General features: G+C 64.9%; 11 protein-coding genes. 10 read left to right on the forward strand and 1 reads right to left on the reverse strand.

All coding sequences use genetic code 11. The annotated features are described in order from the left end of the window. Positions 1 to 20: 20 nt before the first annotated feature. Together ACXAF5_RS16290 and ACXAF5_RS16295 are read left to right on the forward strand one after the other, a co-directional pair. Entirely contained in the window at positions 21 to 4,007 is a 3,987-nt protein-coding gene (locus ACXAF5_RS16290) for a translocation/assembly module TamB domain-containing protein (RefSeq protein ID WP_474947399.1), read from the forward strand. Positions 4,008 to 4,087: 80 nt separating this feature from the next. Continuing rightward, positions 4,088 to 5,077, forward strand: a complete 990-nt coding sequence (locus tag ACXAF5_RS16295; RefSeq protein WP_474947400.1) for a glycosyltransferase family 2 protein — start codon at positions 4,088 to 4,090, stop codon at positions 5,075 to 5,077. 1 nt (position 5,078) lies between these two features. Here the strand turns inward: ACXAF5_RS16295 and ACXAF5_RS16300 are convergent, their stop codons facing one another. Then, positions 5,079 to 5,849: a WecB/TagA/CpsF family glycosyltransferase gene (locus ACXAF5_RS16300; protein WP_474947401.1), complete on the reverse strand. Its 771-nt coding sequence runs from the start codon at positions 5,847 to 5,849 to the stop codon at positions 5,079 to 5,081. A 120-nt stretch (positions 5,850 to 5,969) separates the two neighbouring features. Between ACXAF5_RS16300 and ACXAF5_RS16305 the strand changes: the two genes are divergently transcribed. The 8 genes from ACXAF5_RS16305 (at position 5,970) to ACXAF5_RS16340 (ending at position 24,797) form a co-directional block, all read left to right on the forward strand. Continuing rightward, the gene (locus tag ACXAF5_RS16305) at positions 5,970 to 7,436 is read left to right on the forward strand and encodes a hypothetical protein (RefSeq protein ID WP_474947402.1); all 1,467 of its coding nucleotides are present in this window, start codon (positions 5,970 to 5,972) and stop codon (positions 7,434 to 7,436) included. Positions 7,437 to 7,672: 236 nt separating this feature from the next. Then, the gene (locus tag ACXAF5_RS16310; protein WP_474947403.1) at positions 7,673 to 14,137 is read left to right on the forward strand and encodes a type I polyketide synthase; all 6,465 of its coding nucleotides are present in this window, start codon (positions 7,673 to 7,675) and stop codon (positions 14,135 to 14,137) included. A gap of 3 nt (positions 14,138 to 14,140) precedes the next feature. Beyond that, positions 14,141 to 15,163 (forward strand): glycosyltransferase family 2 protein, encoded by a 1,023-nt coding sequence (locus tag ACXAF5_RS16315; protein WP_474947404.1) that lies wholly within the window; start codon positions 14,141 to 14,143, stop codon positions 15,161 to 15,163. Then, the gene (locus ACXAF5_RS16320) at positions 15,160 to 19,728 is read left to right on the forward strand and encodes a MupA/Atu3671 family FMN-dependent luciferase-like monooxygenase (protein WP_474947405.1); all 4,569 of its coding nucleotides are present in this window, start codon (positions 15,160 to 15,162) and stop codon (positions 19,726 to 19,728) included. The genes ACXAF5_RS16315 and ACXAF5_RS16320 overlap by 4 nt, the downstream gene beginning before the upstream one ends. After that, on the forward strand, positions 19,725 to 20,444 hold the full coding sequence (locus tag ACXAF5_RS16325) for a 4'-phosphopantetheinyl transferase family protein (RefSeq protein ID WP_474947406.1): 720 nt from the start codon (positions 19,725 to 19,727) through the stop codon (positions 20,442 to 20,444). Before ACXAF5_RS16320 ends, ACXAF5_RS16325 begins: the two co-directional genes overlap by 4 nt. Then, complete coding sequence (locus tag ACXAF5_RS16330; RefSeq protein ID WP_474947407.1) at positions 20,441 to 21,427, forward strand: hypothetical protein; 987 nt, start codon at positions 20,441 to 20,443, stop codon at positions 21,425 to 21,427. Before ACXAF5_RS16325 ends, ACXAF5_RS16330 begins: the two co-directional genes overlap by 4 nt. After that, positions 21,424 to 23,961: a hypothetical protein gene (locus ACXAF5_RS16335; RefSeq protein ID WP_474947408.1), complete on the forward strand. Its 2,538-nt coding sequence runs from the start codon at positions 21,424 to 21,426 to the stop codon at positions 23,959 to 23,961. The genes ACXAF5_RS16330 and ACXAF5_RS16335 overlap by 4 nt, the downstream gene beginning before the upstream one ends. Continuing rightward, positions 23,958 to 24,797 (forward strand): glycosyltransferase family 2 protein, encoded by an 840-nt coding sequence (locus ACXAF5_RS16340; protein WP_474947409.1) that lies wholly within the window; start codon positions 23,958 to 23,960, stop codon positions 24,795 to 24,797. Before ACXAF5_RS16335 ends, ACXAF5_RS16340 begins: the two co-directional genes overlap by 4 nt.

Below are 24,797 nucleotides of genomic sequence, written 5' to 3' on the forward strand. Positions count from 1 at the left end.
AGTCCCCTCGCAGTTCCCTCATGATCGTGACCCTGGCAGCGGGCGTCTCCCTGACGCCAGCGCCGGTCATGGCCCAGCAGGATGCTTCCGAATCCGGGGGGCTGCTGGTGTCCTTCCTGGAGGATACGCTTTCCAACGACTCGCGCGCGATCCGGGTGCAAGGGCTCGACGGCGCGTTCTCCTCTCAGGCCCGCATCGAGCGCCTCACGGTTTCGGATGAGGACGGCATCTGGCTGACCGTCGAAGGGGCCGAACTGGACTGGAACCGGCTGGCGCTGGTGCGGGGCCGGTTTTCGGTGAACCGGCTGAAGGCCGACCGCATCATCGTGGAGCGCAGCCCCAAACCGCTCCCGGCGGATCCGGAGCTGCCAACACCGGAGGCAACGCCGGTCTCGCTGCCCGATCTGCCGGTGTCGCTCGAAATCAGTGAAATCGCCGCTGGTGAGATCCAGCTGGGTGCCGCCCTTGTCGGCCAGCAGGCGTCCCTGTCGCTCGACGGTGGGCTGACCCTTGCCGATGGCGCGCTGGATACCCGGCTGCAGGTTGCGCGTCTGGATCGGCCCGGAGACACGCTCTCCCTGACCGCCTCCTTTGCCAATTCCAGCGAACAGCTGGCGCTCGACCTGCTCCTCGACGAAGCCGCCGGGGGCCTGGTCTCGACGGCGCTCGACCTGCCCGGTCGGCCCGACCTGAGCCTTGCGGTCCAGGGCGAAGGGCCGCTGTCGGATTTCACCGCCGACATCGGGCTGGCCACAAACGGCCATGACCGGATCAATGGATCCGTGAGCCTTACCGGGCTGGCCGATGTGGCAGCAGGCGCCGACGCCGGATTGGCCTTTTCCGCCGACCTCGGCGGCAATATCGACCCGTTGCTGAAGCCCGACTACCGGCCCTTCTTTGGCCCCGGCCTGCGCGCCACGGTCAAGGGGCAGACGCTGCCCGAAGGCGGCGTGGATCTGGAAAGCCTGGCGCTGCGCACCCAGGCCCTGCGGCTGACCGGAGCGCTCTCGCTCGTCGGTGGCACGCTGGAGACCGCAAACCTCAAAGCCGGCATCACCCCGCCGGACGGGCGGACCGCGGTCATTCTGCCGGTCTCTGGCGCTGATACCACGGTGGCACGGGTGGATCTGGCCCTGCAGAAACCGGCAGGCGAAAACTGGCAGATCACTGGCGAGATCGACAGCCTGCGCACCCCGGATCTGGCGCTCTCCCGCGCGGTGATCAGCGCAGCCGGATCGCTCGATCAGAGCAGCGGCTTTGCACTGGACGGCGCCCTCGACGCACGGCTCAGCGGTTTTGTCCTGTCCGACCCCGCTCTGGCAGCCGCCACCGGCAGTGAATTGACCCTGAGCAGCAGGCTCACCACGGAGGATGGCGCCGATTTCCTGATCCGGGACCTGGATCTGCAAGGTGAAGACTACGGCGCACGCGGCGAAATCCGGTTCAACGGTGTGGAAAACGATCTGAGGATCGCCACCAGCCTGGCGCTCACAAGCGAAGACCTGGGCCGCTTTTCCAGTCTCGCGCAACTGGAGCTTGCCGGCTCTGCCAGCGCGGATGTGACCGCGCATGTTCAGCCGCTGAGCGGCGCATTTGGTGTTGATCTCACACTCAATGGACGTGATCTGCAAACCGGGATCGCGGATGTCGATCCGCTGCTTGTCGGCACAAGCACGCTTGAGCTGGTCGCCGCCCGCGACACGTCAGGCCTGCGGATCGACAGCTTCGACCTTCAGACCGCAGAAGTCTCTGCCACCGGTCAAGGCACGCTCGACAGCGGTGCCGGCGCGATCAAGCTGGACGCACGGCTGGCCCGGCTGGAGCGATTTGTTCCCGATCTGCCGGGCCCGGTGACCCTGACGGCAAATTTTGACCGCGCCGGTGATCGGCTGGACGGGACCGCGAAATTGCGCGGACCGCAGGACACCCGACTGGATCTGAACGGCACCTTTACCCTGGATGGCAGCGCCCAGTTCGGATTTGACGCCCATGTCGACCAGCCCCAGGCCTTCGCTCCACAGCTTGCGGGCGCGCCGCTCACTCTGACAGGCGACGCAAACCGGCGCGATGGCACCTGGACCGGCCAGGCCGACGTCAGCGCCACCGGCGGCACCCAGGCCCGTGTGACCGCCCGGTTCGACGAGGCCCGCGGCGACATGGATCTGGAGCTGTCCGCGCTTGTCGCCCGCATTGCACAGTTCGTGCCGTCGATCCAGGGCCAGGCAACCACCAACCTGAATGCAACCCGCCGGGACGGCAGATGGGACGGCACCGGCGCTGTCACCGGCCCCGGCGATAGCACTGCAGAGTTTGACGCAACATTTGCAGAGGCCACCGGAGATGTGGACCTGAGCCTGACCGCCGACGTCGGCCGTGTCAGCGTCTTTGCTCCGACGCTCAGCGGTACCGCCTCCGCCGAGATCAGCGGCACCCGGCGCTCCGGCACCTGGGCGGGACGCGGCCGCCTCGCCGGACCGGCTGGCGCCCGCATCGACCTGTCCGGCGACTTCGACGAAAGTGACGGCGCCGTGCAACTCAGTTTCGATGCGGCCGTCGAACGATTGCAGCAGATCATACCGGGTCTCGACGGCGTGTTGACGGCGCAGGGGGAGGCCGCCCGCAGCGATGGCATCTGGCAGATTGACTCAACGGCCCGCGGCCCGCTCGGGATCGATTCCAAAATTGCCGGTTCCTGGGATGAGGCCCAAGCCCGGGCGGATATCTCTGCCAACGGCTCCTTGCGACTGGAAGGCGCCAATGCCTTTATCAAGCCCAACCTCCTGAAGGGGCTGGCGCAGTTCGATCTGACCCTGCGGGGACCGGCGCAGCTGAGTTCGCTGAGCGGAACCGTGACCACTTCGGACGCGCAATTGGTTCTGCCACAAGCAGCACAGGCGATCGACGGCATCCGCACACGCGTCAGCCTGAACAACGGCTCCGCTTCCCTGTCGCTCGACGCCCGCCCGCGCGATGGCGGCACCATCAACGTCAGCGGCCCGGTGTCCCTGACCGCCCCCTATTCGGGAAACCTGCAGATCCGGTTGTCGGAGGTGGTCCTGACGGACAACCTGTCCTATCGTAGCTCCCTGGGCGCAAACCTCCGCCTCTCCGGCCCCCTGGCGGGCAACAGCCGCCTGAGCGGGCGTGTCGATGTCGGCGAGACCAACATCAACCTCAACACCGCCGGTGGCGCGGTCTCTGCCGCGCCCATTCCGCCCATCCGCCATCGCGGCCAGTCGCGCGCCCAGACCGCCACACGCATCCGCGCCGGGCTGGTGGATACCGGCGGCGGCGGGAGCGCGGGCAGAAACTCGGATATTGCGCTCGATGTGCAGGTCAATGCCCCGAACCGCATCTTTGCCCGGGGGCGCGGCCTCAATGCGGAGCTGGGCGGCACGATCAACGTCCGCGGCACCACGTCGAATATCGCGCCCTCCGGCCAGATCGGGCTTATCCGCGGCACCTTCGATATTCTGGGGCGCCGGCTCAATCTGGATGAGGGCCGCATCACGCTGCTCGGGGACCTGAAACCCCATCTGGAGTTCATCTCGACCGCCAATACGGAACAGGGCACCGCCACCCTGTCGATCTCCGGCCGTATCGACGGCCCTGAAATCAAGGTGACCTCAGAGCCACCGCGCCCCAGCGAAGAAGCCCTGGCACTGCTGTTGTTCGGTGACAATATCCAGGACATCTCGCCGCTGGCGCTGGCGCGGCTGGCCGGGTCCGCGATCACGCTCAGCGGGCGTGGCGGCGGGGCGCAAAAGGCACTGCGGGACACCACCGGCGCGGACAATGTCGACATCAGCGCCAACAATCTCGGTGTCGGGCAGCTTGGGCTGGGCGGGTACCTTGCAGACAATATCTATACCGATCTGAACGTCACCGCCGAGGGGGACAGCGAACTCACCATCAACCTCGACCTGACCAAATCCCTGACCGTGACCGGCAAGGCCGACAGTGTAGGCGAAACCGGCCTCGGCCTCTATTTCAAACGGGACTACTGACCCTTTGAACCAGTTGCATTGCCGGGCAGGTCACGTAGGGTCAAACCATGGCTCGCCAGGAGCCGTAATGCGCGAGACCCATGACTGACGTTTCCTGTTCCGCCACTGCCGCCCGTTTTGCAGATGTCGATGCCGTGGTGATCGGCCGCAACGAGGGCATGCGGCTGGTCGCGTGCCTCCAGAGCCTGTCCGGGCAGGTCAATCGCATCATCTATGTGGACAGCGGTTCCACCGATGGATCGCTTGAGGCGGCAGAGGCGCTTGGGGCGGAGATCGTGTCGCTGGACATGTCCCTGCCCTTTACCGCCGCGCGCGCCCGCAATGCCGGATTGGAGCGCCTGAACGCGGGTCACGCGGGGGCCTTGGTCCAGTTTCTGGATGGCGATTGCAGCCTGGTGTCCGACTGGCTGCCTGCGGCGGTTGCGTTCCTTGCCGAACATCCGGATGTGGCGGTGGTCTGCGGGCGGCGACGCGAAGACGCGCCCGATGTCAGCATCTACAACCACCTGTGTGATCTGGAATGGGATACGCCCGTGGGCGAAGCGACGGCCTGTGGCGGCGACGCCCTGATGCGCCGCAGCGCCGTGGGTCAGGTCGGCGGCTACCGGGACAGCCTCATCGCAGGTGAGGAGCCGGAAATGTGCCTGCGCCTGCGCCGGGCGGGATGGAAGATCTGGCGTATCAACGCGGAAATGACCCGGCATGACGCCCGAATGACGCGGTTCGGGCAATGGTGGAACCGAAGCCGCCGCGCCGGCCATGCCTTTGCCGAAGGCGCGTATCTGCATGGCGCATCCCCCGAACGACACTGGGTTGCGGAAACCCGCCGCGCCCTCGTCTGGGGGGCATTGCTGCCGGTGATGACGCTCGCGCTGTTTGCGGTTGCGCCACCTGCGGCAGGGCTTGTCGCACTGGCCTATCCGGCGCAATTCCTGCGGCTGTCACTGCGGGACGGGCCAAAACGGGCGTGGTTTTCGATCCTCGGCAAGTTTGCCGAGGCCCTGGGCGTGTGCGAGTTTCACCTCAACCGGATACGCGGGCGGCATCGCGGGCTGATCGAATACAAATAGGCTAGTCCGGGGCGGGATCTGCCCGCAGCCGCAACCGCAGGGCCTGCAGGATCTGACGCGGCAGAATCGCAAAGCATTTCGCATAGCGGGGCAGCAGGCGCATCGGGTTGCTCAGCATGCGCCAGAGCCATTCCATCGCCAGCCCCCGCACCCAACGCGGGGCCCGCGTCTGCGCCCCTGCAACAAAATCCAGCCCCGCCCCGATGGACGCAAAGCCCACCGCCGGAGCCAGCTGCCGCCCGAGCTGCGCGAATTGTTCCTGCTTGGGCGCGCCGAGGGCAATGAAGCACAAGCCGATGTGGTGCTCGGCCAGCTCCGCCAGGATCTGCCGCGCCTCTTCCCCCCCGGGGTCGAAGTTTCGGCTGGGCGCATGTGTATAGGCCACCTCCAGCCCGCGCACACGCTGCATCAATTCCGCCCGCGCCTGCGACAGGACAGACGCGGTCGAGCCGACAAACGCGACTTTGACACCGGCCTCTGCCGCCAGCGCGCATAGGGGGACCACCAGATCCGACCCCGGCATCAGCTCCACCGGGCGCCCCGCCAGCCGCGACAGCCACACGATGGGCCGACCATCGGCGACGACAAAATCCTGCGCCCTGTAGGCGGTCAGGAAGGCCGTGTTTTCGGAGAGCTTCACCAGATGGTCCAGGTTCACCGTTGCCAGCGCAAAGCCCTCCGAACGCCCGAACCGGCGTTTCAGAGTTTTTGTGAGCGCAGTCCTGTCCGCCACATTGACCGCAACTGTCTGATTGTTGAACACAAAGTGCATGGCGATTCGGTTCACCTTTTGGGCTGATGATCCTGTTCTTTACGAAATTTCGTGAAGTCTGTGGCAGATCTTTCGGTTATCAATAGAACTGAATTCAGGTCGAAGTGGGGCGAAAAATAGGTGCCTAACGCAATTGCCTTTGCGATGTTGCTGGCCTGGCCGGTTGCGACGCTGGTGTTTTTCCAGCGGTTGCCGCTGCACCGGGCGATCCTGCTGTGCCTGGTGGGCGGCTATCTCATATTGCCCCCGACGGCGGCCTTCGACCTGCCCCTTGTTCCCGATCTCGACAAATTCTCGATCAGCTCAATCATGGCGCTGGTGGGCTGCCTGTTTGTCGCCAAGGAACCGGTTCCCCTCTTGCCCAAAGCGCTGTTCATGCGCCTGCTGGTGGCCATCTTCGTGCTCTGCGCCATTCCGACGGTGCTGACCAATTCGGACCGGATCATCTTTGAATCGGTGCCCAACTCCGCTCCGATCATCTTCTACAACTCCGAACTTCCGGGCTTGCGGCTGCGCGATCTGGGGTCGGTGATGATGGGGCAGATCATCGTGCTGATCCCCTTTTTCATAGCGCGCCGGCATCTGTCCACGCCCCAAGCGCATCGGGAGCTGCTGATCGCCTTCTGCGTTGCGGGACTGGCCTATTCCATCCCGGCGCTGATCGAAATCCGCCTCAGCCCGCAGATGAACGTCTGGATCTACGGATTCTTCCAGCATGACTTTGCGCAGATGATCCGCCAGGGCGGCTATCGCCCGATCGTGTTCCTACCGCATGCCCTGTGGTTGGCGCTGTTTGTGTTCAGCGCCCTGCTGGCGGCCACCTCGCTGGCCCGCGTCGCCCAGGGACGGGACCGGGTGCGCTTTGTCTGGGCGGCGATCTATCTGTTTGGCCTGCTTGTCCTGTGCAAAAGTATGGCGTCGCTCTCTTATGGGCTTGCCTTTACGCCCATCGTTGCGCTCGCGTCCTACCGCCTTCAGGTTAAGCTGGCTCTGGGCATTGCGCTGATCGGTTGCATTTATCCGATGCTGCGAAACGCCCATGTGATCCCGCTGGACAGTATTCTGGCGCAGGTCGAGGCAATCAGCGAGGACCGGGCGCAATCGCTCGGGTATCGCTTTGAAAACGAGGAGGCATTGCTGGCGCGCGCCGCCGAGAAACCGCTGTTCGGCTGGGGCGGCTGGGGGCGCAATCTGATGCGCGACGAGGAGACCGGGCGGATTCTGACCATCCCCGATGGCCACTGGATCATTGCCTTTGGCAGCTTTGGCTGGGTTGGCTATCTGGCGGAAATGGGGCTTCTGACCGGAACGCTGGGGCTGTTGTACTGGGCGTTGAGGGGCAGACGAAACAGGGAAATCTCGCCGCATGTGGCCTGCATTTCACTGATCCTTGGAGCGACCATGGTGGATATGCTGCTGAATGATACACTGGTACCGATCACCTGGATGTGCGCCGGCGCGCTGCTCGGCTATGCGGAACGTCTCCTTCATCCGGGCATTTTTGATCCCCGTCGCCCGTTGTTTCAGGGGCGGCAGGAAATTGACACACCAGCAGACGGAAAGCGTTTGAAACCCGTCATACACTAGTCGCAAAGCATGCGCGGGCATCCGAGAGATCGCAATTTGGCCACAATGGCTCCTCTTGCCTGCCCAAGATGTTTCGCAAAATTCGCTTATGTCGACTGGTGCAGCACAGGACCATGACCGGCCATAACGGGGCAGGACGGGGGCCGGCAGTCACAACGCTGTATGCCGCCCATGCGGCGACGGTATGAACAGAAGAGTAGCGGTGGGGGCGCCGCCTTGATTTTGGGGGCCATAGTTTGGGGCGAGAACACAACAGCGCAAATGCAGTCAGCGGAGGAGGCTTCTCCGCCGATGATATTGCCGTGGTCGGCATGTCGGTCACCCTGCCCGGCGCATCCTCCATCCGCGCATTCTGGGCCAATCTGCGTGACGGCATCGAGTCGATCGAGGTCGTCGACGAAGACAGCCTGCTTGCGGCCGGCGAACGCGCCGAGACCCTGCGCGATCCCAACTACGTGCCCGCCTCGGCCCGGCTGCAGGGCTTTGACGAGTTTGATGCGGAGTTCTTTGGGTTTTCGCCCAAAGAGGCCGCGATCCTCGACCCGCAACACCGCAAGTTCCTCGAGGTCGCATGGGGCGCGATGGAGGATGCCGGTCACACACCCGAAAGCCTTAAAGGCCAGGTCGGTGTCTATGCGGGCTGTGGCATGGGCAGCTATTTTTACTTCAACATCTGCTCGAACCCGGATCTGGTCGATGACGTGGGCATGTTCCTCTTGCGCCACACCGGCAACGACAAGGATTTCTTGACCACGCGCGTCAGCCATGTCTTTGATCTCAAGGGACCATCGGTGAACGTGCAGACCGCCTGCTCCACCTCGCTGGTGGCGATCCACTACGCCGCCGAGGCATTGCGCAAGGGCGAATGCGATATGGCGCTGGCCGGTGGCGTGACGATCGAGCTGCCGCAGGGGCGCGGCTACCTCTACAAGGAAAACGAGATCCTGTCGCCCGACGGCCATTGCCACGCCTTTGACCACCGTGCGCAAGGCACCGTGTTCGGCTCTGGCGCGGGGGCGGTGGCGCTCCGGCGTCTCGGCGATGCGGTGGCCGATGGCGACCACATCTGGGCGGTCATCAAAGGTTCGGCGATCAACAACGATGGTGCGGCCAAGGCGGGATATCTGGCCCCTTCGGTGGATGGGCAATCCGCAGCGGTGCGCAAGGCGTTGACGGCTGCGCGGGTGAACCCTGAAACCATCGACTACGTCGAATGCCACGGCACCGGCACCTATATCGGCGACCCGATCGAGGTTGCCGCCCTCACCGATGCCTACCGCGATGGCACCGATGCAAAGGGCTATTGCCGGATCGGATCGGTCAAAACCAACATCGGCCATCTGGACACGGCAGCCGGCGTGGCCGGGTTTGTGAAAACCGCACTCGCGCTGGAGAACAAATCGCTGCCGCCGTCGCTGGGGTATGAAAAACCCAATCCGACCATTGATTTTGAAACCTCGCCCTTCCGCGTGAACGACACGCTCTGCCCGTGGATTTCGCACAAGGGCCCCCGGCGTGCCGCTGTGAATGCCCTTGGCGTTGGCGGCACCAATGCCCATGCGATTCTCGAAGAGGCCCCGGTGCGGGCGCCCTCCGAGGAAAGCGATTTCCCGTTTCAGGTGCTTTGTATTTCCGGCCAGAACAAGGCGGCGCTGGAGGCGAACACGCAGAACCTCGCGACCTACCTACGCGCCAACCCCGATGTGGAGCTGGCGGATGTGGCCTACACCCTCAAGGAAGGTCGCCGCGGCTTTGCCAAACGTCGCGTGGTGGTGGCCGAAACCGCGACGGACGCCGCCGACATGCTGGAAGCCGCCAACCCGCGTGAGGTCTTCACCCACGACCATCTCGGCGCGCATCCCGAGGTCGTGTTTATGTTCCCCGGCGGGGGGGCACAATTTGCGGGCATGGCGCGCGACCTCTATGAGACGGAGCCCGTGTTTGCCGACTGGATGGATCAGGGGCTTGACCATCTGGAAAAGAGCCTCGATTTCGACCTCCGTGCCCTGTGGTTGCCGGACCCCGGCGCGGAGGCGGATGCCGATGCGGCGCTGCTGAAACCCTCGGTGCAATTGCCGCTCATCATGATCGTGGAATATGCGCTGGCGCAGCTCTGGATCAGCTGGGGCGTCCGGCCTGCCGCCATGGTGGGCCATTCCATGGGTGAAAACACTGCCGCCTGTCTGGCCGGTGTCATGAGTTTTGAGGACTGCATTGACCTGGTGCAACTGCGGGGACGGCTGTTTGACACGGTCGAGCCGGGCGGCATGTTGTCGATCTCGCTGCCGCTCTCTGAGGTCGAGACACTTGTGGGTGCGGATCTCGACATCGCCAGCGTCAACGCGCCGGAACTAACCGCTGTATCCGGCCCGAATGATCGCTTGGATGCGCTGGCCGAGGCGCTGCGCGCTCGCGATGTGGAGTTCCAGCGTATCCCCATCGACATCGCCGCCCATAGCCGCATGCTGGAGCCGATCCTCGCGGCCTATGGCGATTTCCTGCGCCGTCTCGATCTGCAACCGCCAAACCTGCCGGTGATGTCCAACCGCACCGGCCAGCCGCTGACGCCGGAACAGGCCACCAGCGCCGACTACTGGGTTGAGCAACTGCGCAATACCGTGCGTTTTGCCGATTGCATCGAAACGCTCGCAACCACCAAGGGCCGCGTCTACCTGGAGGTCGGCCCCGGCAAGGCCCTCAGCGCCCTGGCACAAATGTCGCCACAGGTTGCCTCCGGTCAGGTGCTCAGCTCTCTGCGTCACCCGGAGCAGGATATCGCGGATGATGCCTATTTCTTTGGCATCATCGGACGTCTCTGGGCCTGCGGGGTCGAGGCCGACTGGCCTCAGATCTGGGGCGATGCCCGCCGCAACCGTCTGAGCCTGCCCACCTACGCGTTCCAACGCAGCCGCTACTTCATCGAACCCGGAAAATCGGTGCAAGCGCCCGAGGTTGCCTTGCCCGCACGGCACGCGGACATTGCCGATTGGGGCTACCGACCGGTCTGGCGGCCTCGTCTGGCCGATTGCGCGCTGGATGTGGAAAACGAACTCACGCTGGCGCCGCAAACCTGGCTGATCTTTGAGGACACCGCCGGACAGGCTGCCGCCTGCGCCGAGACACTCCTTGCTGCTGGTCATCGGGTGGCCCGCGTGCGGGCTGGGGATACCTATGCGCAGCTTGCGCCCGATCTCTATCAACTGGCTCCGGAAGAAGGTCGGTTTGGCACCGAAGCCCTGCTGGCGGATCTGGCCGAGGCGGATCTTCTACCACAGCGGATCGCGCATTTCTGGCTGGTCACCGACACCGAGGATTTCCGCCCCGGCTCCTCCTTCTTTGATCGCAACATCGAAATGGGGCTCATGTCGCTCACCGCCCTGGGACAAGCGCTGGCGCAGGCAGAGCTGCCGCATCCGGTGCATCTCAGTGTGCTGACCACCGGTGCTGCGCAGGTACGCGGGGAGCCCCTGCCCTATCCGGAAAAAGCAATGGTCTCCGGCCCCGCGGGGGTGATCCCGCGCGAGATCCCCGGTGTCACCGTCGCGACCTGTGACATCGAGCTGCCGCAGCCTTCCACGGGCCTTTCTGCCCTCCTATCCGGCGCAAAACCCGCCCCAATCAAATCGCGCCTGCTCGAAGAGCTGCTGGCCACCCCCGGCAACCACGCCGCCGCCTGGCGCGGCGAAAAACGTCTGGAGCTTGACTATCGCCCGGTGCCCCTCGCGGCGCCGACCGCAAGCGACCTGCCGCTGCAAACAGGGGGGCACTACCTCATCACCGGCGGCTATGGCGGCATCGGGCTGACGATCGCCGAGCACCTGATGCAGTCGTATGAAGCGCGCATCACGCTCCTGTCCCGTGACGCCCTGCCACCGCGCGCCGAATGGGACCGCTACCTGCGTCGCCACAGCCCGGCTGACCGGATCGCAACCCGCATTCGTGCTGTCCAAAAACTTGAGGCAACAGGACGCGGCGAAGTGCTCACGCTCAGCGCCGATGTCTGCAACCTTCAGGACATGCGCAACGCGGCAGAGGCCGCCCGCGCCGCATTTGGCCCCATCACCGGGCTGTTCCACGGCGCAGGCCATATTGCCGACGCCCCCCTTCTGGCCAAGACAGATCGCCAAATCGCCGAGGTGCTCGCGCCCAAAGTGAACGGCCTGCGAGTGCTGGATCAGGTCTTCCCGGATGGCACGCTCGACCTGATGGTGCTGTTTTCCTCCTCCTCCACCGTAACGCGCCCTGCCGGGCAGGTGGATTACGTGGCCGCCAACGAATACCTCAACGCCTGGGCGAAATCCCGTCAGGGCGGGCAAACCCGCGTGATGGCCATCGACTGGGGGATCTGGGCGGATGCCGGCATGGCAGCGGACGCTATGGCCGCCCGGCGCGGCAGCGCTGCCCCCTCGGACCCGCGGCCGTCGGAGGCCGCGCTCTGGCAGACACAAGGCTTTGATCGCTCCGGTGCGCCGGTGTTCCGCAGTCGTTTTGACGCGCGCAGCGACTGGCTGCTGGACGATCACCGCACCCACGATGGCACCGCCCTGATCCCCGGCACCGGCAATATCGAGCTGATTGCCGAAGGGCTGGATGCGCTCGGCAGCACCGCGCCTTACGAAATCCGGGACCTCTATTTCCTGAAACCCTTTGTGGTCGAGGATCATATGCCGCGCGAGGCGGTGATGCATCTGACGCCCGGTGCCGCAGGCTATGAGGTGCAAATCCACGCCGAAACGACAGATGGATATGCACGCACGGCGCAGGCTGAGGTGGTCACGCTGGACCACAGTGCCGCCGCCCCCCTGGATCTGAATGCAATCTCCGCGCGCTGCACGCCGCAAGAGGCAGATGTCACGGGCGGACGCATCAGGTCCCCGCAAGAGGCCAACCTGCGGTTTGGTCCGCGCTGGCATGTGCTGCAATCAATGGCGCTTGGTCGGGCCGAAGGACTCGCCCAGCTGTCCTTGCCTGATGTTGCAGAAAATGACGGCGCGTTGTTGCATCCGGGGCTTATGGATCTTGCCACCGGCTGGGCCATCGAACTTGCGCCGGGCTACGAGCCCAGCACGCTCTGGGTGCCGGTCTCCTACGGCGCAATACGGGTGCTCGCCCCATTGACCAAGGACATCTACAGCCATGTGCGGCTTGCGGACGGGCAGGCCGAGCAAGGCGCCGTGTTGTTTGACATCACCCTGTCCGACCCGGCAGGGGCTGTACTGGTGGAAATATGGCATTTCCGCATGCAGCAGCTGAGCGGCGGCTTCAACCTTATGCCCACCCGCACCGACACCACAGCCGCCGCGCTTGGCCTGAGCTCGGACGCGGAGACGCAGCCCCTCTCGCCGGACGAGCGTCGCCTGCTCGCCAATCTGGAGAATGGCATCCACACCAGCGAGGGCGGCATCGCACTGGAACGCGCGCTCGCTGCGGGTCTGCCGCAGGTTGTTGTCTCCTCGCTGGACCTCGACGCCCTGCGCCAACAGGCGAACACCAGCGGCCAAACAGCTCCCGAAAGTGAAGGGCAGAGCTTTGACCGCCCCGATCTGGATACCGACTATGTCGCGCCCCGCACGGCAACCGAAGAGGCCCTCGCCGGTCATTTCGCCACCCTGCTGGGATTGTCGCAAATCGGGGTGGAGGACAGCTTCTTTGATCTGGGCGGTCATTCCCTGATCGCCGTGCGGCTCTTTGCGCAGATCAAACGCAGCTTCGGGGTCGAATTGCCGATGTCCGTGCTGTTTGATGCCCCGACCGTCGCCGCGCTGGCGGCCCGGATCGAGGCTGAAACCGGACCGATGCAGGCCCAGGGCGGCGACCCAGACGACCAAGAGGCGACACCGCAGAGCTTCAGCCACCTCGTGCGCCTTGCCCCCGGCACGGACAGCCAAGCCGCACCGATGTTCATCGTGGCGGGCATGTTTGGCAACGTGCTGAACCTGCGCCATCTGGCTCAGATCCTTGGCGAGGATCGTCCGGTCTATGGGTTCCAGGCGCGTGGCCTGATCGGCACGGATGAGCCGCACGAACGGATCGAGGACGCCGCCCGCGACTATATCGCCGAGATGCGACAGGTGCAGCCCGAAGGGCCCTATCTGATCGGTGGATTTTCTGGCGGCGGCATCACCGCATATGAGATCGCGCAGCAGCTCAAGGCCTCGGGCGAGGCGGTGGATGCGCTGGTGCTGCTCGATACGCCGCTGCCGGTGCGTCCCGACCTCAAACCCATTGACAAGGCGCTGATCAAGCTCGCTGAGATCCGCAGCAAAGGGCCGGGCTACCTCGGTGAATGGCTGCGCAACCGCATTGCCTGGGAAATTCGCAAGCGTCAGGACCGCCCGGCGGAAACCGGCGAGAGCACCGGTTTCAACAACCGCAAGATCGAACTTGCCTTCCTGCGCGCGGTGGCCGCGTATCAGGTTCAGCCCTGGACGGGTCCGGTGACACTCTATCGACCTGTGCTGGACCGGCATTGGAAAGTCTCTGGTGGGCAATGGGTCAGCCGAGACCGTGAATATGTCTACGCGGACAATGACTGGACCCGTTTTGCGCCGTCACTGGTCGTACGCGAGGTGCCGGGGGACCACGACGGTATGGTTCTGGTGCCCAACGTTAGCGTGCTCGGGAAAGAAATCCGCGATCTTCTCGGCAAAAGCGCGCGGCAAAGTACCGGGCCGCAGGACATCTCCAAGGCGGCAGAGTAACCCATGACCGCGCAGACCATCCTCACGATCATCCTGAACTTTCGCACGCCCGCCATGACGCTGCGCTCTGCCGAGGCGGCGCTGGAGGAGATGGAAGATCTGCCCGGCGAAGTGCTGATTATCGACAATGGGTCGGGCGATGGCTCTTTCGAGGCCCTGCGGGCCGGGGCAACGGCGCGCGGCTGGCTGGACAGTGGTCGCCTGCGCATCGAGGCCTCACCCGTCAACGGCGGCTTTGGCGCTGGCATGAACATCGGCTTTCGCGCGCGGCTTTCGGATGGGTCGCGCCCCGATTTCTATTATCTCCTGAACTCCGATGCCTTTCCCGAACAGGACTGCATTCGCAGATTGCGGGACTTTCTACTGAATGCACCGGGGGCGGGGCTGGCGGGGTCGTATGTGCATGGCGAAGACGGCACGCCCCATTGCACGCTGTTTCGCTTTCCGACCATCGCGAGCGAATTTGAAGGGGCCGCGCGCACCGGTGTGATCTCGCGCCTGTTGAAACACGCCATCGTGCCACTGGAGATCCCAAACGACGCACAACAAGTGGATTGGACCGCCGGGGCCAGCATGATGATCCGCCGCGAGGTCATCGAGGCCATCGGCGGCTTTGACGAGACGTTTTTTCTATACTTCGAGGAAACCGAACTCTGCCACCGCGCCGCACGTGCGGGCTGGCGGACGCATTACATCCCACACAGCACCGTTGCCCATGTGGGGTCAGCCTCAACCGGCATGAAGACATGGGCGCGCACGCCGGAGTTCTGGCTGGACTCGCGGTTGCATTATTTCACGCAAACCCACGGTCCGATCTATGCCATCGGGGCGACCCTTGCACGGCTGCTGGGCGGGGCACTCTATGGTCTGCGCCGGCTGACCTCTGGCAAGCCCCGCGCCGATGCACCCCATTTTCATCGCGACCTGCTGCGTCATCATTTCAAACGGCTGCTGCGCCCCCTGCCCGCGCCAAACCCGGCCCGGCCTTTTGCGTCCGACGCCGTTCTGGAGGAACATAAGTCATGACATTTTCAACCGTCGTCATTGGCAATGAATCCCTGCTGATCGGGTGTAGCGAGGCATTGCTGACACGTGGTCACGAGATCCGGGCTGTGGTCAGCGAGAGTGCCGAGATCACCTCCTGGGCCGCATCCAAAGGGCTGCAGGTTCTTGCTGCCCCGAGTGACATCGAGGGCGACTTTGATTGGCTGTTGTCGATTGCCAACCTGCGGGTCTTGCCCGAAGCAGTGATTGCCAAGGCCCGCCGGGGGGCGGTCAATTTCCACGATGGCCCGCTGCCCGAACGCGCAGGTCTGAACACTCCCAACTGGGCCATTCTCGAAGGGGCCGCGGAACACGGCATCACATGGCACATGATCGAGGGCGGTGTGGACGAAGGCGACATACTCGCCCAGCGCCGTTTTGCGATCGCCGAGGATGAAACCGCCTTTAGCCTCAACTCGAAGTGCTATGGCGCAGCGCTTGATAGCTTTGCCGAGGTGCTCGACCAATTGGAGAGCGGCACCCTTAATCGCCAACCACAGGATCTGAACCAGCGCCGCTATCACGCCCGCGCGGATCGCCCGGAGGCCGCCGGGACTTTGCGCTTTGACCGCTCGGTTGCGGAGCTGCTGCGCGTTGTCCGTGGCCTGGATATGGGCGGCTACTGGAACCCGCTCACCACTGCAAAGATCCGCTTGGCCGATCAGTTCGTTGCGGTGGGTCAGGCGCATGCCGCTGAGGGCGCTGGCGCAACGGGCGAGATCCTCGCCGTCACGGGTGACGACGTCACCATTGCCTGCGCCGATGGGGCTATTCGGCTCGGGACGCTGACAACCTTGTCTGGCACGCCCCTGAGCCTGCGTGATCTTCTGGGCGCAGGTGATGTGCTCCCTGCTCTTGCCGAGAGTGACATCAACGCGCTGGAAAATGTGGCGCGAACCAGCCAGACGCCCGAGACCTACTGGCGGCGCGCGCTGTCAGGCATGCGGCCCCTACCGGTCCCGTTGCAGACTGCTGAAAAAGGCGACGCGCAAACCGCCGACATCAAATTGCCTGCAGAGTGCCCGCCCGCAATATTGGCTGCGGCTGCGCTTGCATGGGTGTTGCGCAGTCTGGGCGAGACCGAGGGGTCGATCGCGCTCAGCCTGCCCACGCTACAGTCTGCGGCAAAGTCCGGGCTGATGGCCGATTGGGTGCCCCTCAATGCCCAAACGCAGGAGGCATTCTCGACCCTTGCGACCCGTGCTGAGGCGGTTCTCACCCGAGCGGAAGATCAGGGTGGTTTTGCAACGGATCTGATCCTGCGCGCGCCAGAGATTTCTGTGCAGGCCCCTCCGGCGGTGGTTTTGTGTCTTGATACGGACAGCGTGCCGGACCACGCCCAACTGGCCCTGATCCAGTCCGGGAACCGCGTGCAGCTACAGTCCCGGCATCTGTCCCAAGAGGCACTGTCCCTGCTGGCGGCACGCCTCGAATGCCTGTTGGCGGCACTGCCCTCACAGGCAGACACTGCACTTTCAGCCCTGCCCTTGCTGCCCGACACCGAGCGCGAGCAGATGCTGGAGCAATGGAATGCAACCGACGCGGACTATCCGGCAGATCAGACCATCCATGCCGCGTTCGAGGCTCAGGTGGCGCGAACACCGGATGCAACGGCCCTCGTTTTTGAAGATCAGCACCTGAGTTATGCTGCGCTGAACCAGCGCGCCAATGCGCTGGCTCGGCACCTGCAACAGCAGGGCGTGAAACCCGGCAGCCACGTCGGCGTCTACTTGCGCCGCTCCATGGATCTGGTGGTGGCAACGCTTGGTATTCTGAAGGCGGGCGCGGCCTATGTTCCGCTTGATCCGGCCTATCCGGGTGATCGTATCGCGCATTATATCACCGACAGTCAGGCCTCGGTCATTGTCACCCATGCAGCACTGGCACCGGACCTGCCCGACGGCAGCGCGCACGCCCTGCATGTCGACACGCTCGATCTCACGTCGTCTGCCGAACCCGTCAGCGAAGGCTCCGGCGAGGATCTGGCCTATCTGATTTATACCTCCGGGTCGACCGGCCTGCCCAAGGGCGTGATGGTCCGGCACCGCAATGTCGCCAATTTCTTCACCGCCATGGATGCGCGTATCCCGCATCAGGTCGGCGACACATGGCTCGCAGTCACCAGCCTGTCGTTCGATATTTCCGTGCTGGAGCTGTTCTGGACGCTGGCGCGCGGCTTCAAACTGGTGCTCTCCAGCGATGAAAGCCGTCTGCAACTCTCAAATGGCCCCATCGCGCTCAGCGATCGCAAGATGGACTTCAACCTCTATTATTGGGGCAATGACGACGGCGCGGGCGAAAAGAAATACGAGTTGCTCCTTGAGGGGGCGAAATTTGCCGACGCCCATGGCTTTAACGCGGTCTGGACGCCGGAGCGGCATTTCCACGCCTTTGGTGGCCCCTATCCGAACCCCTCGGTCACGGGCGCTGCTGTCGCCGCCGTGACCCGCAACATCGGTGTGCGCGCAGGCTCTTGTGTGGCCCCGCTCCACCACCCGGCCCGCATTGCCGAGGAATGGGCGGTGATCGACAACCTCACCGGCGGGCGCGCGGGCATCGGGTTTGCCTCGGGCTGGCAGCCGGACGACTTTATTCTGCGGCCAGAGAACACGCCGCCAGCCAACAAACCCGCGTTGTTCGAAGCGCTTGAGACCGTGCGCAAACTGTGGCGCGGCGAAGAGGTGGGTTTTCCGCGCAAGGATGGCGGCCTCCATTCGGTGGTAACACAGCCGCGCCCGGTTTCCGACGAGCTTGCCGTCTGGGTCACCACGGCGGGCAACCCGGAAACATGGCGCGAGGCGGGGCGCGTGGGGGCCAATGTGCTCACGCATCTGTTGGGCCAGAGCATTGATGAGGTGGGCGAAAAAATCGCGCTCTATCACGCGGCATTGCGCGAGGCGGGGCATGATCCGGCCGATTTCACCGTCACGCTCATGCTGCACACCTATCTGGCTGACACCCGCGAGGCCGCCCGTGAGGTGGCGCGCGAACCGATGAAAGATTACCTGCGCTCTGCTGCGGGGCTCATCAAGCAATACGCCTGGGCCTTCCCCGCGTTCAAGAAGCCCAAGGGCGTCGACAACCCGTTCGAGATGGATCTGGGCAGCCTCAGCACCGAGGAACTTGAAGCAATCCTCGATTTTGCCTTTGAGCGCTATTTCGAGGACTCCGGCCTGTTCGGCACCGTTGAGGACGCCGTGGCGCGGGTCGAGGACCTCAAACGCATTGGCGTGGATGAGGTAGCCTGCCTGATCGACTATGGCATCGCGCCGCATGTGGTGCTGGAGGGTCTGAAACCCCTCGCCGACGTGCTGCGCCGCGCCAATCGCGTACAGGAACTGGCAGCGGATGATTTCTCGCTTGCGGCCCAGATCGTGCGCCACGGCGTCACGCATATGCAATGCACCCCCTCGATGGCGCGGATGATCGCCACCGATGCGGATGCGGGCCCGGTGCTGGCGCGCTTGCAGCACCTGCTGGTGGGCGGTGAGGCCCTGCCCGGCGATCTGGTGAACGCGCTGCGCAATCAGACCCGCGCGACGCTTCACAACATGTACGGCCCGACCGAGACGACGATCTGGTCCACGGTCGAAACCCTTGACGGGACGCCGCAGGGGATCGCGCCCATCGGCACGCCTGTTGCCAATACCACCGTCTATGTCCTCGATGGCACGGATCAGCCGGTGCCGATCGGGGCGGCGGGTGAGTTGTGCATCGGCGGCGCGGGTGTGACCGCTGGCTACTGGCAGCGCGTGGACCTCACGGCGGAGCGTTTCCCGGCTGATCCCTTCAGAGCAGGTCAGCAGATGTATCGCACCGGTGATCTCGTGCGCTGGCGCGCGGATGGCACGCTCGAGTTCCTCGGCCGTACCGACCATCAGGTCAAGATCCGGGGCCAACGGATTGAACTTGGTGAAATCGAGGCCGCCCTGTCCGCGATGGATGGCGTGACAGCCGCCGTGGTCATCCCGCGCAAAATCGGCACGGACGAGCGTCTGGTCGGCTATGTGACCGCCTCTGCGCCGTTTTCCGAAGCGCAGGCCAAGGCCCATCTGGCGCGACATCTGTCAGAGGTCATGGTGCCTGCACATATCGTGACGCTTGAGGCGTTCCCGCTGACCCCCAACAAGAAGATCGACCGCAAGGCGCTGCCCGACCCGCAACCGGCCCGGTCCGGCCCCCGCCCGGTGGCGGCGGCGCTACACTCGCATACGCAGGCGCAAATCGCCGGGATCTGGCAAAAGCTCCTTGGCGTAGACGACGTGGCGCAGGGCGATAACTTCTTCGCGCTTGGCGGCCATTCCCTGCTCGCGGTTCAGGCGCACCGCGACATCCGCAGCGCGCTTGCCGTCGACCGGCTCTCCATCACCGACATCTTCCGCTTTCCCACTCTTGATGGGCTCGCGGATCACATCGAATATCTTGCAAACGGTGCCACAGCCGCACAAAATGATCCCCCAAGCTCCGTTGCCGCCCCCGCCGGGCGGGCAGAGACCATGTCAAAACGGCGCGCGATGCGTGCCAACCGCAAGGCCAAATCCGGATGACGCAGGCGCAACAGGATACCTCCGATCTCGGCTCCGACCGGCTGTCGCTGCTGCGGTCGGCGCTCTCGAAAGCGGTCGCCGTCGGCAGCGCCGACCCGCAGGGCCCGCTGCCGGCCCCCTTCCCCGAAGAGCGCGCCTGCCTGTCTGCCAACGCGGTGGACAAGCGCCGTCGGGAATTTGCCGCCGGTCGCGCCGCCGCCCATCAGGCGATGCGCGCGTTGAACCGGGAGCCCGCCCCCATCCTGATCGGCCCGAAACGCGCGCCCCTCTGGCCCGAGGGGGTGTCGGGCAGCATCACCCATTGCCGCAGCTGCGCGCTTGCGGCCATTGCCCGCCACAGCACCCATCCCGGTCTCGGCATCGATGTGGAGGAAGACACGCCGCTCTCCGCCGATCTCTGGCCTTCCATCGCCAATGCGACCGAACGCGACTGGCTCGCCCGGCATCCGAACCCGGGTCAAGCGGGCAAGCTGCTGTTCTCTGCCAAAGAAGCCGCCTACAAGGCGCAATACGCCATTTCGCAGCGGTTCTTCGGCTTTGACGGGCTGGACCTGTCGTTTGATGACGGGGCGAACGCCGCAGGCGGGTTCACCGCAACCTTTACAGGCGAACAGCCCCCCTTTCGCGCCGGCGCCCGGCTGCAGGGGCGATTTGCCATCGGATGCGGCGTCATCATCACCGCGGTCGAAATCCTGAACAACGAGCCCTGCACATGATGTCCGTGCTGAGGCGCCTTCCCCGCCGTGCCCTGCTGGCCGCCACGGCGCTTGTTCCGGTCGGTCTCCTGGGAATCTGGGGCTTCACCTCTGCACGGCCCGCGCCGCAGGACCTGCCTGTGCTGGAGGCGCCAGAGGCCCCCTTGCGGGTGTACCACCTGGGGCATTCCCTCGTCGGACAGAACATCCCGCATCTCCTGGCGCAGTTTGCGGGTGAGGGCCATCGCTACAACATGCAACGCGGATCCGGCACCTCCCTGCGGGCACATTGGGAAGACTCCGAACCCATTCTCGATTTCGATGCCGTCAACAAGGCTCCGGTCTGGCGCGATCCCAAAGAGGCGCTGGCCGCAGGCGAGTACGACGCCGTGATCCTGACCGAGATGGTCGAACTGCGCGATGCGCTTGATTACTTTGACGGCGCAAAATACCTGCATCGCTGGGCCAGCCTGGCCCGCTCCGCCAACCCGGACGTGCGGCTCTATCTCTACGAGACCTGGCATCGTCTGGATGACCCCGCGGGCTGGCTGGAGCGGATTGACAGCGATCTCGACAGGCTCTGGCTCGGCCGGCTGACCGCGACGGATACCCGCAGCCGCCCCGAGACAGCGCCGATCTATCTGATCCCGGGCGGGCAGGTCCTGGCCGCTGTGGTGCGCGCCGCCGAGGCGGGACAGATCCCCGGTCTGGACCAGCGCGCGCAGCTCTTTGCCCGCGCGGCCGATGGCAGCCTCGACCAGATCCACCTCAGCCCGCTTGGGGAATATATCATCGCGCTGACCCACTATGCCGTGCTGTACCACCGGTCGCCGGAGGGTCAGCCACATCAGGTCACGCTCGTTGATGGCACCGCCGTCTCTGCCCTCGACGCCGAGGGCGCGGCCAAGGTGCAGGCGCTGGTCTGGGAAGTCGTCACCCGCCTGCCCCGCACCGGCGTGCAGCCTGCGGTGGCGGTGCCGCCAACCGAGGACCCGGAGACATGAGCGCCACCGACCTGCTCAGTGCTGTCGTCATGATTGGCCATTCGCTGATCGGACCGGAAAATCCACGCATGCTGCAACAGCTGCTGGCGGCCGGGCAGGACGGCAGACCGGTTGTGGAATACCAGATCATCAATGGCGCGCCTCTGCGCTACAACTGGGAACACGCCGACAAGGCGCAGGGGATCAACGCGCGCGATCGCTTGGCCACGGCGCCCGTCGATGCGCTGATCGTGACCGAAGCGGTGCCGCTCGCCAATCATCTGCGCTGGAGCAATACCGAACAGGCGGTGGTGAATTTCTATTCCCTCGCCGCCGAGAGCAATCCCGGTGTCACCCTCTATGTCCAGGAGGGCTGGCACAGCCTGCTGAGCGGCAGCGGCGCGGAGGTGCCTTTTGACGATGGCGGGGATGTCCCCTGGCGAGACCGACTCGACAATGATTTGCCACGCTGGCAGGGCATCGTCGACAAGGTCGCAGCCCGCACCGGAGGCGATATTCGTCTGCTGCCGACGGGTCAGGCGCTTGGCCGTCTGGCGGATGCGATCGAGGCCGGGACCGTGCCCGGGCTGCGCAGCATTCAGGACGTGTTCTCCGACGACATCCATCCAAACGACATCGGGTTCTATTATCTCGCGCTGGTGCAATACGCGGTCCTGACCGGCGCAGCGCCGGACGGGTTGCCGCGTGTCTTGCAGACGGAATGGGGCACCTCCTATACGGCGCCCTCACCGGAGCTGGCGCAACGGTTGCAGGAACTCGCCGCAAATGCCGCGGTCGACGCGCCCCAGCGCACGGCCCTGCCGCCCGATCCGGTGGCATTGCCCAGCGATCCGATCCCGGTTGCGCTCAACGCCGCGCCCGACCGCTTTGACATGGCAGGGCCGCGCCCGGAGGTCCGCCAGCAGCCCGTTGCGATGAACCTGGCGGCCCTGCGGGACTGGAGCCCGCAGGCGCCCTTTCTGGATCATTTCAAAACCGCGCGCAGCTGGATCGGCCATCTGCCGGGGCGCTGGGGCGGCGTCACCGAACAAGAGCTGCGCGCGGCCGGCTATCTCGACCCACACGGCTGGCCGCTGGCCATTCCGCCCGAACTGGGGTCGATCGGCACGGTGCTGCTGACCGATCTGCCGCCAACGGCCACGGGCCTTGCCGGGCGCTATGTGCTGCGGTTTGACGGTGACGGCATCGTCGAAGTGGGCGGTCGTGCGACCCAGGTGCGCTATGGAAAGGGCGAGGTCTCCTTTGACTTCACCCCCGGCGAAGGCGCGGTCGACATCCGCATTCAGCGCAGCGACCGCGAAGGCACCGGCGATTATGTCCGCAATATCACCGTGGTGCGCGAAGAGGATCTGGACGCTTTTGCCCGGGGCGCCCTGTTCAACCCCGACTGGCTCGACAAGATCGAAGGCTTTGCGGCGCTGCGGTTCATGGACTGGATGGAGACCAACAACTCCGACCAGGTGGGCTGGGAAGACCGCCCGCGGGTTGCCGATTACACCTGGACCCGCAAGGGGGTTCCCGCCGAGGTGCTGGTGACGCTTGCCAACCGGATCGGCGCGGATGCCTGGTTTACCCTGCCGCACAAGGTCGATGACACCTATGCGCGCAACTTTGCCGAGCTTGTGCACGGGGGGCTGGACGAAGACCTCACCGCCTATGTGGAGTATTCCAACGAGGTGTGGAACTGGCAGTTCCAGCAGGCGCAATGGGCGGATGATCAGGCCCGCGACGCCTGGGGCAGCGATGGGCTCTGGCTGCAGTACTACGCCGGCCGGGCAAGCGACATCGCGGCGATCTGGACCGAGGTCTTTTCGGACGGGCGCGCCGATGCCGACTTGTCGCACCGGCTGGTGCGGGTGATTTCCACCCAGACCGGCTGGCTCGGCCTGGAGGAACAGATCCTGACCGCGCCCATCTGGACGGCCGAGGAACCCGCGCGTCAGGCGCCCTACCACAGTTTTGATGCCTATGCGGTCACCGGCTATTTCGGCGCGTTCCTGGGCACCCAGGACCATGCCCCGATGGTCCGCGCCTGGATCGCCGACAGTCTGGACCGCGCGCGTCAGGCGGCTGCGGAACAGGGGCTTCGGGGCGCGGCGGCCCGCGATTATGTCGCGGCGCATCGCTTTGACGTTGCCGTGTCACAGGCTGCGGCCGAATTGCAGGATGGGCTGAACGCGGCACAATCGAACGGAACGCTCGACGATCTGCTGACCCGCGTCCTGCCCTACCACGCGGAGGTTGCACGGGAACACGACCTCGACCTCATCATGTATGAGGGCGGCACCCATGTCGTCGGTCACGGGCCGCTGGTCGACGATGACATGCTGACCGAGTTTTTCGTCCACCTGAACTACACGGCGGAGATGGCCGAACTGTACCGCCGGCTCCTGAATGCCTGGCCGGATCTTGGCGGCACGCTGTTCGGGGCCTATTCGGATGTCTCCGTCGCGGGGCGTTGGGGCAGCTGGGGCGCCTTGCGCACGCTGTCAGACAGCAACCCGCGCTGGGACGTGCTGGAGGCGGCCAAGTGAACCACCTGCTGTCGGTCTTGATCCCGGCCCACAACGAGGCGGACTATATCGCAAGCTGCCTGGCGGCGCTCTTTGCCTCCGAACCGCTCCCTGCCGATGTCAATGTCGAGGTTCTGGTGCTGGCGAACGGCTGCACGGACGAGACCGCCAACCGCGCCCGCGCCTGCACACCGCCCCCCGGCTGGGCGCTGCATGTGCTGGAACTGGCCAAAGGCGACAAGCTGGCCGCCCTGAACCAGGGCGATGCCCAAGCGCAGGGCGATATGCTTGTCTATCTGGACGCCGATGTGACCGTCGACCCTGCCCTCCTGCCGCAGATCGCCCTGAGCCTGCACCGGGTGACCGGGCCCGCCTACAGGGGCGGATCCCCCCGGGTCGCGGCGGCCCAGAGCATCGTCACGCGCGCCTACGCCAGGGTCTGGCAAAACCTGCCCTTCGTGCAGGAAGGGGTGCCCGGTTTTGGGGTGTTTGCGATGAACCGCGCCGGGCGGCAACGCTGGGAACACTGGCCCGCGATCATCTCGGACGACACCTTCGCCCGGCTCCAGTTCACGCCGCAGGAACGTCAGCGCCTTTTGGCCGGCTACACCTGGCCCATGGTCGAGGGGTTTCGCAATCTGGTGCGCGTCCGGCGGCGGCAGGATCAGGGCGTCGCGGAAATCTCCCGCCGGTTCCCTGATCTCTTGCGCAACGATGACAAGATCCCGGTCACGCTGCCTCGGCTGCTTCGGATCGCGAGGCGCCACCCTGTTGGATTACTCGTCTATCTTGCGGTGGCCGTGGCCGTCCGCTCGCCGCTTTTTGCCAATCGCTCCAACTGGGAGCGGGGACGCTAG

The organism is Epibacterium sp. ABV4_022 (assembly GCF_056159345.1).

What these genes read in the sequence shown, in the direction of transcription:
- ACXAF5_RS16290 (WP_474947399.1), top strand. Translation starts at nt 21, where the DNA reads ATGATCGTGACCCTGGCAGCGGGCGTCTCCCTGACGCCAGCGCCGGTC.
- ACXAF5_RS16295 (WP_474947400.1), top strand. Translation starts at nt 4,088, where the DNA reads ATGACTGACGTTTCCTGTTCCGCCACTGCCGCCCGTTTTGCAGATGTC.
- ACXAF5_RS16300 (WP_474947401.1), bottom strand. Translation starts at nt 5,849, where the DNA reads ATGCACTTTGTGTTCAACAATCAGACAGTTGCGGTCAATGTGGCGGAC.
- ACXAF5_RS16315 (WP_474947404.1), top strand. Translation starts at nt 14,141, where the DNA reads ATGACCGCGCAGACCATCCTCACGATCATCCTGAACTTTCGCACGCCC.
- ACXAF5_RS16320 (WP_474947405.1), top strand. Translation starts at nt 15,160, where the DNA reads ATGACATTTTCAACCGTCGTCATTGGCAATGAATCCCTGCTGATCGGG.
- ACXAF5_RS16325 (WP_474947406.1), top strand. Translation starts at nt 19,725, where the DNA reads ATGACGCAGGCGCAACAGGATACCTCCGATCTCGGCTCCGACCGGCTG.
- ACXAF5_RS16330 (WP_474947407.1), top strand. Translation starts at nt 20,441, where the DNA reads ATGATGTCCGTGCTGAGGCGCCTTCCCCGCCGTGCCCTGCTGGCCGCC.
- ACXAF5_RS16335 (WP_474947408.1), top strand. Translation starts at nt 21,424, where the DNA reads ATGAGCGCCACCGACCTGCTCAGTGCTGTCGTCATGATTGGCCATTCG.